Genomic DNA, 12,577 nt, shown 5'->3' on the forward strand with positions numbered 1-12,577 from the left:
GATCATTCCCCCCTGAGGTAAGCTTTTACCTTTTCTTCAATCGGGTCGTAGAAATCCGGTTTGACCCCGATATATTTGCAGGCCTCGTACAAGACCGGCACGATGTTTTTGTGAATGCCGACGCAGTGATGGATGTACGGCCCGCACACGATTTTTTCTTCCAGGCGCTTGATGTTCTCAACCTCAATCCACAGGTAAGTTCCCATGCAGACCGGGCCGTCCACGCCTTTCGCGTTTCCCATCAAAAGGGAATACTCCCCTTCGTCCCCGTCGAAACGGCACAGGGTGATATCGCCGTGTTTGGCTTCCGCCGTCAGGCTGCCCGGACAGTCGAACGCCAGAGGATAGCCGACCTTCGGCTTTTCCCTCGCCACGGAAATCGGCCACGGGCCGCAGTGCTGCAGAAGCTCGCCGTTGGGGATGTCCGGGTGGCGGATGGTCCAGTCGGCAAAGAATGTGCGCACTTCGCCCATCCCGGCGGCTTCCGCCATCAGCGCGGTGACCGCGCCGTGGATATCCGTTTCGCAGACGACCGGGATGCCCTCCTCGTTCAGAAGGGCGTTCGCCGCGCAGGGCATGATGCCAAGCTCGCCCTGAAGGGCGTTCCAGCACTGGATGGCCGCCGCGTTGCACCCGTATTTTTCAATCAGGCGGCTCATAGCCACTTTCAGCGCGGCGACGGTTTCCAGCTCGCCGTCCTTGATGCGGACATCCATGTTTTTGCGTATGTAGTCCTCTACCTCAACGGCTTCCTCACCCTCCTGTTTGGCCTTTTTCACTTCGGCGGTCAGCTCCGGCAGAGAAATGGGCGCGAGCTGGATATTGAATTTTTCAAGAAGCTCGCCCTCGTTGCACATGGTGCTCCAGAAATCGAACGGGCGGGGGCCTATCTGGAGGATTCGGATATTGCGGAACGTGCGGACGACGTTGCACACAGCGAGAAAGTCCCGCACTCCGCGTTCAAATACAGGGTCGCTCAAACGGCAGTTGGTCAGATATGTAAACGGAACGTGAAATCTGCGAAGGACCTTGCCGGTCGCGAACAGGCCGCACTGCGTGTCGCGCAGCCGTACGCCGTTCGAATCCGGCCGCTCGTCAAGCGGACCCCACAGCAGCACCGGAACATTCAGCGCTTTGGCAAGACGCGCGCATTCATATTCGGTCCCAAAATTGCAGTGAGCCAACAGAATGCCGTCAACCTTTTCCCTCTTGAATTTCTCTTCTATTCTGGCAAGGCCGGCGTCATCGTACAGAAGCCCTTCCTCATTACAGTCTTTGATATCAACGAAATTCACTCCGAGCTCCCGAAGACGATCCGCAGTGAGGTCCCGGTACCTGCGTGCATCCGGAGCGCTGAAAATGCTGCGTCGTGTGGGCGCATAACCCAGCTTTACTGAATTCATAATCTGTTCCTCCACAGCCTCTGGAAAATTATCAGTCAGTCCGTCGCTGCGCGGCCGGTCCCGCTTCGCGGGTCAGGTTCTCTGCTGCAACTTCAGCTGATGATATCATAGTAAATCTTTTTATAAATATTTAGTAATATATTTAGAATTATAGACTAAAAATTTTTAAATTGATAGGATTTTATAGCGCATTCAGACCATTTCTTTTTAAAACGATGAAGATAACTTAATTAAATCCGTTGCTTCGACTACAAATCAATCAATACGTCCAATTTATTTCAATTTTCCAATTTTAATTATTTATATAAATTTTTACAACAAAAACATTCTTTTTCCTTGTTTTCTTTCCGCCGGCTCCATCAAGCGCGGCACCCTCCATACAACGGCGTCGGCCAATGATAGGACGGCGATATTCCCGACGGTGCAGCGTCCGAAAGCGGGGCAGTCGCGTCCTGAAGTAAGGGCGCTGTGGAAAGCTCTCCCGGATTTTAGGGACAGTTGTAAAGCCAATTCAGATATGACGAAGGCTCTCGGAGAAATCCGGGAGCCTTATTTTTTCTGTTTATCCGGATAACTAACAGAGCGCATCAAGAAGCAAGCAAAGAAAGCAAATACAGCTGGATAGAGAGCCACCAGACGCAATCCTGAAAATATGGCCGATTTTATAAGAACTTGTTTATACTATTATTGACTTCCACTTTTGAGAAAACGATGGATGTCTCTGTTAATGCATATGAGGATATGGCATTTATGAACTGTTCAATATCCTCTAAAGAGGGGACCGACAGTTTAACAATAAAACACGCAGCGCCCGCAATTCTGTAGCACCATTCACTGTGCTTATAATCCTTAATGAAATTTTTAAATTTCTCGTATTGCCCATCCTTCATGGTAACTTCAACAATACAATCGATTGCGAAACCAAGCTTCTTTTTGTTTAAACGGATCGTATATTCTTCAATAATGTTATTGTCCTCAAGCCTTCTTACTCTCTCGGTCACAGAAGGCGGCGAAAGATTTACTCGCTTAGATAATTCCCTTATGGAGATACGGCTGTCTGTCTGCAACTCATGCAAAATCCGCACATCTATTTCGTCTATTTTCATTTGAAACACCTTTTCCTGATAAAAATATCGATAGCCATACTGATACAAATAATATCATATCATATGGAATACAATTTTTATTATATCCCTGCTATAATTGCTTTGTCAACGGAACGTATCATTTAAGGAGGAAAAATCTATGGCGATCATTTCTTTTTCACAGAACGGGCTTACACCATTTCAACAACTATTAGGACATAATAAAAATATATTGGAGAAATGGGCTTCGCTGGAAGAATCTATTTTTTCGAGCGATACATTTCCCGCGGAATTAAAGGAGGAGGTCCGGCGCACTCTGGCATTTAATAACGGCTGCGAATACTGTAAGGCTAAGGGGGTTCCATCAAAAACCGGACTGGATGCACGGACGCAATTGGCTGTCCATATAGCGGATCGATCCAGCAAAACAATACACATCAGCGACGACGAATTTGGCATACTGAAAAAAACGTTTACCGACAGCGAGATTTCGGAACTTCTGGCACTTATTTGCTTTGTAACGGCTTGCCAAAGATTTGGGGCCTTATTGGACTTAGCTCCAAGCTGTCAAATTTGAGTGATTCACACAGATAGCACAAATAGTTAAGATTGCTGCCAGGTATGGTAGAAGGGACTGTCGCAGGCGGCGGATGCCCTCGGGGAAATGCTGAATGATTTACATCACGGTATTGACAAACGGATAGAAAGAATAAAAGGTATACCGAGCGAATTAGTTTCCTGTTTGTGAGGCTTTTTTATATTTTCTCTTGACAATTTTCCACATTCGGATTACAGTATAGATGTTGTGTATGGAGGCTCTATTCTCCGGATGCAGGGGCAGGGGTTCTTGCACTTCTCCTGTCTTCTGCTGGGTCCATCGGGATTTATTTCCGATGGACTTTTATTTTTTCTTGAAATTCACTAAATTCTCGGTTATAATAATCATATTAGAGCTTTTATAGTACAAAATTAGGGCTGTGCACGGCTTTAATAGGGGAATAAGGGCTCTTTTTATATAGCCCTCTCTGTTGCTTCGGCGGCAATGGGAGGGCTTATTTTTAATGCTGATGTTAGGAAATAAAATCCGCATCAGACAGCCAGAAAACGGCTGTCTGATGCGGATTTTTATTTGGTGGGCCATCAAGGACTCGAACCTTGGACCGACCGGTTATGAGCCGGTTGCTCTAACCAACTGAGCTAATGGCCCGTCCAATTCATCTGACGAGCGACAGAATTTCCTATGCGCATCAGAAACTAGATTATTATATCATAGCCGGTACGGCAATGCAATAAATCTGCATCAAATAAATAAAAATACAATTGGGCATTTACATTTACATAAAGAAAATGGTATAGTAAATTCGTACAAGATCGTCTTATAAGGGATATGACGTTGAGAGGTGCTTCATGAAAATTGTCAATGTTACGGAAAATCTGGTGGAGCAGAAACTGGATGAAATAATTGACACGCTTGATTGCTGTAAATGCGATCAGTGTAGGGCGGACATGATTTCCTATGCGCTGAACAGGCTGTCTCCCAAGTATGCGAATTCGGACCTCGGCAGGGCGTATATGAAGCTGGATGCCACATCGACTCAGTTTGAAATCGACCTGCTGACCGCCTTGTTTGAAGCAGCCGAAAAAGTGAAAGAGAATCCGCGGCACCGTCCCGTTTAAAGGATGCCGTGGATTTTTTTTGCCGCGGCGGCTCCGGTCGGCGTTGCGGCCAGGCCGCCTGTTCCCGTTTCTCTTAAGCAAGCCGGCATCATGTCTCCGACCGACCGCATTGAGTCGATCACTTCGTCAGGCGGAATGGCGCTGCCTATTCCCGCCAAGGCCATATCCGCGCAGCTGATCGCATTGACCGCACCGATCACATTCCTTTTTACGCACGGAATTTCCACCAGCCCGGCAACCGGGTCGCACACCAGGCCGAGCAGGTTCATCAGAGCCATGGAACAGGCGCAGGCGCTCATCTCCGGAGTCCCGTTTTTCAGGCAGACAAGCGCCGCCGCGGCCATGGCGGAAGCGGATCCGATTTCTGCCTGACAGCCTCCTTCCGCGCCTGAAATCGACGCGCGCGATGCGATGATCTGCCCGAATCCCGCCGCGACGAACAGCGCCGAGGTGATTTCCCGGTCGCCGGTTTTATTTGCCCTCGCGAATGGGATCAGGACGGCGGGCAGAACGCCGCAGGAACCCGCGGTTGGTGCGGCGACGATCCGTTTCATGCACGCATTGCTTTCCCCCATGCGCAGCGCTTCCGCAATCACTCCGGACAGATAAGCGCCCGCAATGCCGTTTCCTGTAAGGGCATAGCGGCGCATTTTTTCTCCGTCCCCGCCGACCAGCCCGCTTTTGGAGCGCGCCGCGGCGCTGTATCCTTCGCTGGCGGATTTCATCGCGGCCCAAAGCGCGTTCATCTGTCTGAAAGAATCTTCCCGGACAACACCGCGGTCCTTGACGTCCTCGTTTAAGATCACTTCCCAGAGCGGAAGGCCCTGCTCTTCCACTGCTGCCAAAAGCTGTTTTACCGATACAAATGCCATCATTGCCTCCGCTATTCGTCCAGATTTAAATAGGTCACCTTGATAATGCCGTCTTCCTTCTCAAGCGACGCGAGCGGCTCGGCGGGAATCGGCTGGTCGCATTCCAGCACCATGACCGCGTACCCTCCCCTCACGTTCCGGTAAAGCTGCATGGCGGCGATGTTCACCGAGTATTGATATAAAAGCGTCGTTACCTGCGCCACATGCCCCGGCCGGTCCAGGTTGTGGACGACCAGCGTTGGGCAGTCGCCGGAAAAATTCGTCTCGATTCCGTCAATGCGGCAGATGCGGATTCTGCCTCCGCCGAGCGAGGAGGCGACAACCTCCAGATCTTTTCCGCTTTTTCCCTTCACGCGCAGCATTGCGGTGTTTGGGTGAACATTCCGCAGCGTCACTGTTCCCGAATGAAATTTCATCCCTTCTTCTTCTGCAATCGCGAAACTGGAAGGAATCCTTTCGTCATCAGGCTTCATTCCAAGGAGTCCGGCGACCAATGCGCGGTCCGTGCCGTGTCCCTCTCCGGTTGCGGCAAAAGATCCGTGCAGCAGCATTTCTGCTTCCGCGACAGGTTCCCCCAGCAGCTTCCTGGTTACCAGTCCGATGCGGACTGCGCCCGCAGTGTGCGAGCTGGACGGCCCGACCATGATCGGGCCCATGATGTCAAAAAGGTTCATTCGGCTTCCTGCCTTTCCAGGATGCAGCGGACTGTTTCGATTTGCCTGAAAACGATTCCTCTGAGTCCCGCCTCTTATCATACCATGTCCGGCGGATAAATCAATACGGGCAAATAACCTCTTGGGCTGATCTTTAGGAGTCCGCTTTCTGATTTCCGTTGCCGGAGGACGACCCGGACACTTCCGCTGCCGCCATCAGGGAGAGCTGGTCGCCGACAACGTTGAAAAAGGCGCCGAGCACGTTCATTTCATTGGCACTCAGCCCCTGGGAAATATCAAGAGCAAATGCCGTTGCCGCGAGAATCAGTTTTGTTCCGTAGTCGTTCCGACTCAATATCATCATCCCCAGAAAACCGGATCATAACAGCATATGGCTGCAAATTTTTTGTTAGAAGCATTATATTGCGGCCTTTAAAAAAATACAATAAAGAAATCGGCTTTTATCACAATCCTAAAAGGAGGAACTGCTCATGATCTGTACGACGACCCCCGCGATTGACGGCAGAAGAATACTGGAATATAAAGGGATTGTATTCGGAGAAGTGATCTCCGGTGTTGATTTTATCAAGGATTTCGCCGCGGGACTGTCGAATTTTTTCGGCGGACGTTCAGGCACCTATGAAGAGGAGCTGATCCGGGCGAGGGAAAACGCGATTTCCGAAATGGAGCGGAGAGCCGAAAATCTCGGAGCGAATGCCGTGGTCGGCGTCAAGCTGGATTATGAAGTGCTCGGCGCCAACAACGGCATGCTGATGGTAACGGCTTCCGGCACAGCCGTGAGGCTGGAATAAGGCCGGAAAACACGAATTTTTTTCTGCATTTTTCCCATACTAGTTTTAGTCTTCAGGGGGGAATGCGGAATGGGAAATCGAAGGAAAAGACTGAAGAATTTCCTTTTTGTTTTTGCGGCTGTGGTTTCGATTTTCGTTTTTTTTGCGTCTTGTGTTATTACGTTTTTGGAGGTTTATTCTTACCGTGACAGCAGGGAGGAGACGGCGAATGTCAGCGCGGTTTCCTCTGCTGCTGCTTCACCGTCATCCTCGCCGCCTTCCGGAAAGGTTTCCTCCGCTGCGGCGGGAACTGCGGTGACGGATGAAAATCTGCTTCTGGTCAATTACGACCATAAGCTTCCGGACGGCTACCAGCCGGACCTGATCTCGGTCTACGGAGTGCAGATCAACCGCCGGGCTGCCGCGGCGTATGAGAAAATGAATGCCGCCGCGGCCTCGGCCGGGGTATCCCTTTGGATTTCCTCCGCATACCGCAGCAGCGAAAAGCAGGAAGAATTGTTTCAGGAGGAAATCGATGGCTACTCAAAATCCTATTCTTCGGTTGGGGAAGCGGAGGCTTATGCGGAAAAGTCGGTCGCCCGGCCAGGGTACAGCGAGCACGCCACGGGCCTGGCGATGGATTTGAACGGCGTAAGGGATGATTTCGACACCACGCCGGCTTTTCAGTGGCTTTCGGAGCATGCGCAGGATTACGGCTTTGTCCTGCGTTATCCAAAGGATAAACAGGAGATCACAAAAATAAAATACGAGCCGTGGCATTACCGCTATGTGGGGGTCGAAAACGCGCAGGTGATGAAGAAAAAGAACCTCTGTCTGGAGGAATACCTCGATTTCCTGCAAAAATAGGGGAGCGTTGATTGATTATCCCTCCGGAATTTGGTATAATCTACAATCAGAACTTAAAAAAGCGGAAATACGGCAGGAGGGTATTTGATGCGGCAAAAAGTCAGGACGAGGTTTGCCCCCAGCCCGACCGGCATCATGCATGTCGGCAATCTGAGGACGGCGCTGTTTGAATATTTAATTGCAAAATCCGGCGGCGGGGATTTTATCCTCCGCATTGAGGACACGGACCGCGAACGCTATGTGGAAGGCGCGCTGGACGTAATTTACCATACGCTCGACCAGGTCGGCCTGAAGCACGACGAGGGTCCGGATGTCGGCGGCGGCTACGGCCCCTATGTGCAGAGCGAGCGGAAGGAACTGTACCGGAAGTATGCGGAGCGGCTTGTGTCCGAGGGAAAGGCTTACCGTTGCTTCTGTTCCAAGGAACGCCTGGAGTCCCTGCACGAATCCAAGGAGGAAAACGGCGGCGGCTATGACCGGCACTGCAGAAATCTTCCGGAGGAGGAGGTACAGCGGCTTCTTGCCGCCGGCACGCCCTATGTCATCCGGCAGAAAATGCCGTTCGAAGGCTCCACCACCTTCCATGATGTGGTTTACGGTCCGATCACGATCGAAAACGAGGAGCTGGAGGATCAGATCCTCTTAAAATCCGACGGTTACCCGACCTATAATTTTGCGAACGTCGTCGACGATCACCTCATGGAAATCACCCACGTCGTGCGCGGAAGCGAATATCTCTCATCCACGCCGAAATATAATCTCCTTTACGAGGCGTTTGGCTGGGAGGTGCCGACTTATGTGCATCTGCCGCTGATTATGGGCAAAAACGCGGACGGAAGCGTGTCCAAGCTCTCGAAGCGGCACGGTTCCACGGGCTTTCAGGATCTGGTTGAGGAAGGCTATCTTCCCAGGGCGATTGTCAACTACATAGCCCTGCTCGGCTGGTGCCCGAAAGATAACCGGGAACTGTTCACGCTGGAGGAACTGGCAGAAAATTTCTCGATCGACGGGATCAGCAAATCGCCGGCCGTGTTCGATTACGATAAGCTGTTGTGGTTTAACGGGGAAATCATCCGCGCCATGCCGCAGGAGGAATTCCTCGAAAACGCGATGCCGTATTTCCGCAGTCTGTTCCCGCAGGGAGATTACCGTTGGGACGTTTTGGCGGGCGTGCTGCAGCCCCGCGTGACAAAGTTCAGCGAGATTCCCGGAATGATCGGTTTTTTAAAGGAACAGCCGGATTATCCGGCAGATTATTTTATCAATAAGAAAAGCAAAACCAACCTGGAAAACTCGGCGGAGATGCTGACAGCCGCCGTCCGGACGCTGGAGTCGCTGGACGGATGGTCGGCCGAGGCGATTCACGACGCGCTGATCGGGCTTGCGCAGCAGCTTGGAGTGAAAAACGGCACGCTGCTTTGGCCCGTGCGCATCGCGGCGGCCGGAGCCCTGGTGACCCCGGGCGGAGCGATCGAGATCCTGTGCTTCCTCGGCAGGGAAGAGTCGCTGCGCCGCCTGGACGCGGGTCTGGAAAAACTGAACAAGGAGTCGGCATGATGAGCGAAGAAGTTAAAAGCGCGGAGGAAAACGAAAGCGCGGGCAATTTTATTCACACCTTCGTCAAAGAGGACCTTGCGCCGGGCGGGCGATTCGAGGGCAAGACGGTTCACACGAGGTTCCCGCCCGAGCCGAACGGTTATCTTCACATCGGGCACGCGAAAGCCATCTGCATCGACTTTGGAACGGCGGAAAAATTCGGCGGCATGTGCAATCTGCGCATGGATGACACGAACCCTACGAAAGAGGACGTGGAGTATGTCGACGCGATCCGTGAGGATATCCGCTGGCTCGGCTTCTCCTGGGACGACCGCTTTTTTTACGCCTCCGACTATTTTTCCAAAATGTATGAGCTGGCGGAAAAACTGATCCGGGAGGGGTTCGCCTATGTCTGCGAGCTGACGCAGGAACAGTTCCGGGAATACCGCGGGGACCTGACGCACCCGGCCCGCAGCCCCTATCGGGACCGCCCGGCGGAAGAGAGTCTCGATTTGTTCCGCCGCATGAGGGACGGAGAATTCGAGGACGGCAGAATGACGCTCCGCGCGAAGATCGACCTTGCCTCCGGCAACTTCAATCTGCGCGACCCGGTACTTTACCGCATCAACCACATGGCGCACCACCGCACGAAAAATGAGTGGTGCATCTACCCGATGTACGATTTTGCGCACCCGATCGAGGATGCGATCGAGGGGATTACCCACTCGCTGTGTTCACTGGAGTTTGAGGACCACCGCCCTCTGTACGACTGGGTGATCGAGCATATCGGCCTTCCCGCGAAACCCCGGCAGATCGAGTTCGCGCGCCTCGGCATCAACAATACGGTCATGAGCAAGCGCAAGCTGCGGCTGTTGGTTGAAAACGGTTCTGTGTCCGGATGGGACGATCCGCGCATGCCGACCCTCTGCGGCTTAAGGCGCAGGGGTTACACGCCGGCCTCCATCCGCAATTTCTGCGAGCGTATCGGAGTCGCGAAGGTGAATTCCACGGTGGACTACGGCTTTCTGGAACACTGCCTGCGCGAAGACCTGAACGAAAATGCCGGCCGCGCGATGGCGGTTCTGGACCCGGTCAAGCTGGTTCTGACCAATTACCCGAAGGACGAAACGGAAACCTTCGACGTGGAGAATAATCCGGAACGCCCGGAAAGCGGCACCCGGCCGGTCAGTTTCTCCCGGGAACTGTGGATCGAGCGCGAGGATTTCATGGAGGTGCCGGAAAAGAAATATTTCCGCCTTTTCCCGGGGAATGAGGTGCGGCTCAAGACCGCCTATGTCGTCAAATGCACCGGATGCGAGAAGGATGAAAACGGAAACGTAACCGCGGTTACCGCCGAGTACGACCCGGCGACGCGCGGAGGCAATACGCCGGACGGGCGGAAAGTGAAAAGCACCATTCACTGGGTGGACGCAAAGACCGCGAAGGACGCCGAGGTCCGTTTGTACGACAGCCTGTTTACCGTCCCCGACCCGGAGGCCGGCGATTTTCTCGAGGAACTGAGTCCCGATTCGCTGAAAGTTCTGACCGGCTGCAAAGTGGAGCCGCTGTTGGCGGAGGCGGAGGCGCCGGCGTCGTTCCAGTTCCTGCGTCAGGGGTATTTCTGCGTGGACAGCCGCGACAGCAAGCCAGGACACCCGGTGTTCAATCGCTCCGTATCGCTCAAGGACGGCTTCAAAAGGAAAAGGTAATAGAAATATGAGAGTTGCCCGGTGCGGTTTTAATTGCGCCGGGCATTTTTCCATTTATGAAAGGAGTCACAAACGAATGAATCCGATTTTAAAGATCGTCAGCAGACTGATCGGCCTGGTGCTGCTGTTCCTGAACTTTTTGTATTGTTCGTTCCTTGTTCAGGAGGCAAAAATCGCCCAATGCCTTGAGATCAAGTGCCTGGGAAGCGGATATACAAATGATACGGCTTATATTCATCCGGTCTCCTATCTCGCCGTTATCGCAAATTTTATCATTGTGGGGTACCTTCTCTATCTGTCTTTCACTATAAAACTTGCGCGTTTTTATAAATTTTTTTCAAAAAAAGTGTAACAAATCGGGGGCCTCACACGGTATATCAGTAGAGGAAAAAATTACAGGTTCAATAATAGTCCGATTTCAATGCAGCGCGCGCATATGAAATAAGAAAACGAGGGAAGAGGATGACGCCGATGGGCCGTTTAGAGGGGGAACGCCGTTCCCCTTTACAAAAACCTTTTCGTACGCCTGTCAACCGAAACAAAACACAGAGGTAGAAAAATGTTAAGGACTTGGAAAAAAGCAATCAGCCTGGTTCTGGTTTTCGCCCTGTCTATGATGGTTTGCGTGCCCGCGTTCGCGGCGACATCAAATCCTAGCGAAACTATCGCTATCTCAAATAACAAGGCGACTCTTTCTGTTAATGATTTGCAAGACGGGGTAACAGTAAAAGCGAATACAATAACTGGTCAACAGGTAGTCTTTAGTCTAAAATTACGAGGTAATGTTGCAGGCATTAGAGAACTGCGTTGGACAGCTCATATGCCCTCAGGCTGGAGTAACCTGACAAATGTTAAAGGAAGAATATATGTTAAATCTACAAGTGCTTTATCAGATACATATTATTACGATGATTATATTGACTGCCCACATTTAAATGGTACTACAAGGACCGCAACTAATGTGACCAGTGACTTTTTTGTTCCTTCATCTGGAATTGTCACTGTTGGCTGGACAAACCTGTATCTTGTAGGGATAAGTGATACTTTTTCAGTCGGAAGCGCAGCGTCAGCAGTACGGCTTTAACTTTCTTTACCAGTGGTAATCTATACTTATCTCGGTACTTTGATACCGAGATAAGTATTAAAAAAGGAGGGAACGATTTATGTTTGTTAAAATAGAATTAGAAAAGATAAAAAATCATAACGAACCCTTAGATAGAACAAATAATTGTAAAATTGCCATTAGCCCGGCAACATATAGCCCGGATCAAATAGAATCATATTTACTTGATGATTTATTTTTACAATTTACTGTTGCTGATTTTTACTATTTTTATATAAATTGTAATGTCGATATTGCAATAACATTACCGATGACTTCTCTTAAACTAAAGGACCAAATTGGAATTTTATCAACTATCTTTAAAAGAATTTTAGTAAATTATGATTCTGTTAATAATATTTTAAGTTATCAATTAGAAGGAATTTCTACAGGATGCAAAAAAGCATATGAGAATATGATTCGGAAAAATAAAATCGATAAATTGATAAAGATTCTCTTTAACAAAGATGCGATTCAAAATGAGATTTGCCAATTTGGGTATTATGAATATATCAATTCGTCTGATATGTTCTTTCCTTGCAAAGAAATAAATACCATTGAGCAGCTGTTTGAAAACGAATTCTTTAAAACAAATGGTTCACTCAATCTAAGTTCTTTTACATTTCAAGAAATTGATAATTGCGGTCTCGTTAAGTATATAAAAACGAAGGTCAATAATGTTTACCTGTATATCTATGGCCTTGAATTTAATAAAAAAACTTACTATGTAAAATATTTACACTGGTATTGATTTCTCTCTCCAGGAGTGGCTAAATAAAAAGTGGATTTATTTCTGCAATTTCACAGATTCGTTGTTGGTTAAAAATCGATACTGGTGATCATTTGCCTTAGGTGCGTCGAAGAACTAAAGGAGGAAGCGCA

14 protein-coding genes and 1 tRNA gene are annotated in these 12,577 nt (G+C 50.0%); 9 read left to right on the forward strand and 6 right to left on the reverse strand.

Annotation, left to right across the window (positions count from 1 at the left end; genetic code table 11):
• Nucleotides 1-2: 2 nt before the first annotated feature.
• Together VA597_RS07930 and VA597_RS07935 are read right to left on the reverse strand one after the other, a co-directional pair.
• Complete coding sequence (locus VA597_RS07930; RefSeq protein ID WP_128742227.1) at nt 3-1,403, reverse strand: L-fucose/L-arabinose isomerase family protein; 1,401 nt, start codon at nt 1,401-1,403, stop codon at nt 3-5.
• A gap of 662 nt (nt 1,404-2,065) precedes the next feature.
• Entirely contained in the window at nt 2,066-2,509 is a 444-nt protein-coding gene (locus tag VA597_RS07935; RefSeq protein WP_128742228.1) for an Lrp/AsnC family transcriptional regulator, read from the reverse strand.
• 139 nt (nt 2,510-2,648) lie between these two features.
• Between VA597_RS07935 and VA597_RS07940 the strand changes: the two genes are divergently transcribed.
• Nucleotides 2,649-3,065 carry a carboxymuconolactone decarboxylase family protein gene (locus tag VA597_RS07940; protein ID WP_128742229.1) on the forward strand — a complete coding sequence of 139 codons (417 nt, stop codon included), beginning with the start codon at nt 2,649-2,651 and terminating at the stop codon, nt 3,063-3,065.
• A 553-nt stretch (nt 3,066-3,618) separates the two neighbouring features.
• On the opposite strand, the gene VA597_RS07945 is transcribed toward VA597_RS07940, so the two are convergent.
• Nucleotides 3,619-3,695 (reverse strand) — tRNA-Ile (locus tag VA597_RS07945).
• A gap of 200 nt (nt 3,696-3,895) precedes the next feature.
• On the opposite strand from VA597_RS07945, the gene VA597_RS07950 reads away from it, so the two are divergent.
• Nucleotides 3,896-4,165 (forward strand): late competence development ComFB family protein, encoded by a 270-nt coding sequence (locus VA597_RS07950; RefSeq protein WP_128742230.1) that lies wholly within the window; start codon nt 3,896-3,898, stop codon nt 4,163-4,165.
• On the opposite strand, the gene sdaAA is transcribed toward VA597_RS07950, so the two are convergent.
• The 3 genes from sdaAA to VA597_RS07965 all read right to left on the reverse strand — a co-directional run bounded on the left by sdaAA (nt 4,162) and on the right by VA597_RS07965 (nt 6,054).
• Nucleotides 4,162-5,037: an L-serine ammonia-lyase, iron-sulfur-dependent, subunit alpha gene (gene sdaAA, locus VA597_RS07955; RefSeq protein WP_128744260.1), complete on the reverse strand. Its 876-nt coding sequence runs from the start codon at nt 5,035-5,037 to the stop codon at nt 4,162-4,164. The two genes, VA597_RS07950 and sdaAA, sit on opposite strands and share 4 nt — an antisense overlap.
• A gap of 11 nt (nt 5,038-5,048) precedes the next feature.
• Nucleotides 5,049-5,711, reverse strand: a complete 663-nt coding sequence (gene sdaAB / locus VA597_RS07960) for an L-serine ammonia-lyase, iron-sulfur-dependent subunit beta (protein ID WP_128742231.1) — start codon at nt 5,709-5,711, stop codon at nt 5,049-5,051.
• A 133-nt stretch (nt 5,712-5,844) separates the two neighbouring features.
• Nucleotides 5,845-6,054 carry a hypothetical protein gene (locus VA597_RS07965; protein WP_326975630.1) on the reverse strand — a complete coding sequence of 70 codons (210 nt, stop codon included), beginning with the start codon at nt 6,052-6,054 and terminating at the stop codon, nt 5,845-5,847.
• A gap of 127 nt (nt 6,055-6,181) precedes the next feature.
• Here VA597_RS07965 and VA597_RS07970 point away from each other — a divergent pair, with 127 nt between their 5' ends.
• The 7 genes from VA597_RS07970 (at nt 6,182) to VA597_RS08000 (ending at nt 12,446) form a co-directional block, all read left to right on the forward strand.
• Nucleotides 6,182-6,502 (forward strand): putative heavy metal-binding protein, encoded by a 321-nt coding sequence (locus tag VA597_RS07970; protein WP_128742233.1) that lies wholly within the window; start codon nt 6,182-6,184, stop codon nt 6,500-6,502.
• 69 nt (nt 6,503-6,571) lie between these two features.
• Complete coding sequence (locus VA597_RS07975) at nt 6,572-7,348, forward strand: M15 family metallopeptidase (RefSeq protein ID WP_128742234.1); 777 nt, start codon at nt 6,572-6,574, stop codon at nt 7,346-7,348.
• Between the two features lie 87 nt (nt 7,349-7,435).
• Nucleotides 7,436-8,905 carry a glutamate--tRNA ligase gene (gene gltX, locus VA597_RS07980; protein WP_128742235.1) on the forward strand — a complete coding sequence of 490 codons (1,470 nt, stop codon included), beginning with the start codon at nt 7,436-7,438 and terminating at the stop codon, nt 8,903-8,905.
• Nucleotides 8,905-10,593, forward strand: coding sequence for a glutamine--tRNA ligase/YqeY domain fusion protein (locus tag VA597_RS07985; RefSeq protein WP_128744261.1), 1,689 nt, complete (start codon nt 8,905-8,907; stop codon nt 10,591-10,593). The genes gltX and VA597_RS07985 overlap by 1 nt, the downstream gene beginning before the upstream one ends.
• 76 nt (nt 10,594-10,669) lie before the next feature.
• Nucleotides 10,670-10,945 carry a hypothetical protein gene (locus VA597_RS07990; protein WP_128742236.1) on the forward strand — a complete coding sequence of 92 codons (276 nt, stop codon included), beginning with the start codon at nt 10,670-10,672 and terminating at the stop codon, nt 10,943-10,945.
• Between the two features lie 207 nt (nt 10,946-11,152).
• Nucleotides 11,153-11,677 (forward strand): hypothetical protein, encoded by a 525-nt coding sequence (locus VA597_RS07995; protein ID WP_128742237.1) that lies wholly within the window; start codon nt 11,153-11,155, stop codon nt 11,675-11,677.
• A 79-nt stretch (nt 11,678-11,756) separates the two neighbouring features.
• Nucleotides 11,757-12,446, forward strand: coding sequence for a hypothetical protein (locus tag VA597_RS08000; RefSeq protein ID WP_128742238.1), 690 nt, complete (start codon nt 11,757-11,759; stop codon nt 12,444-12,446).
• Nucleotides 12,447-12,577: the final 131 nt, after the last annotated feature.

The organism is Caproicibacter sp. BJN0012, assembly GCF_035986805.1.
Taxonomy (GTDB): Bacteria; Bacillota; Clostridia; order Oscillospirales; family Acutalibacteraceae; genus Caproicibacter.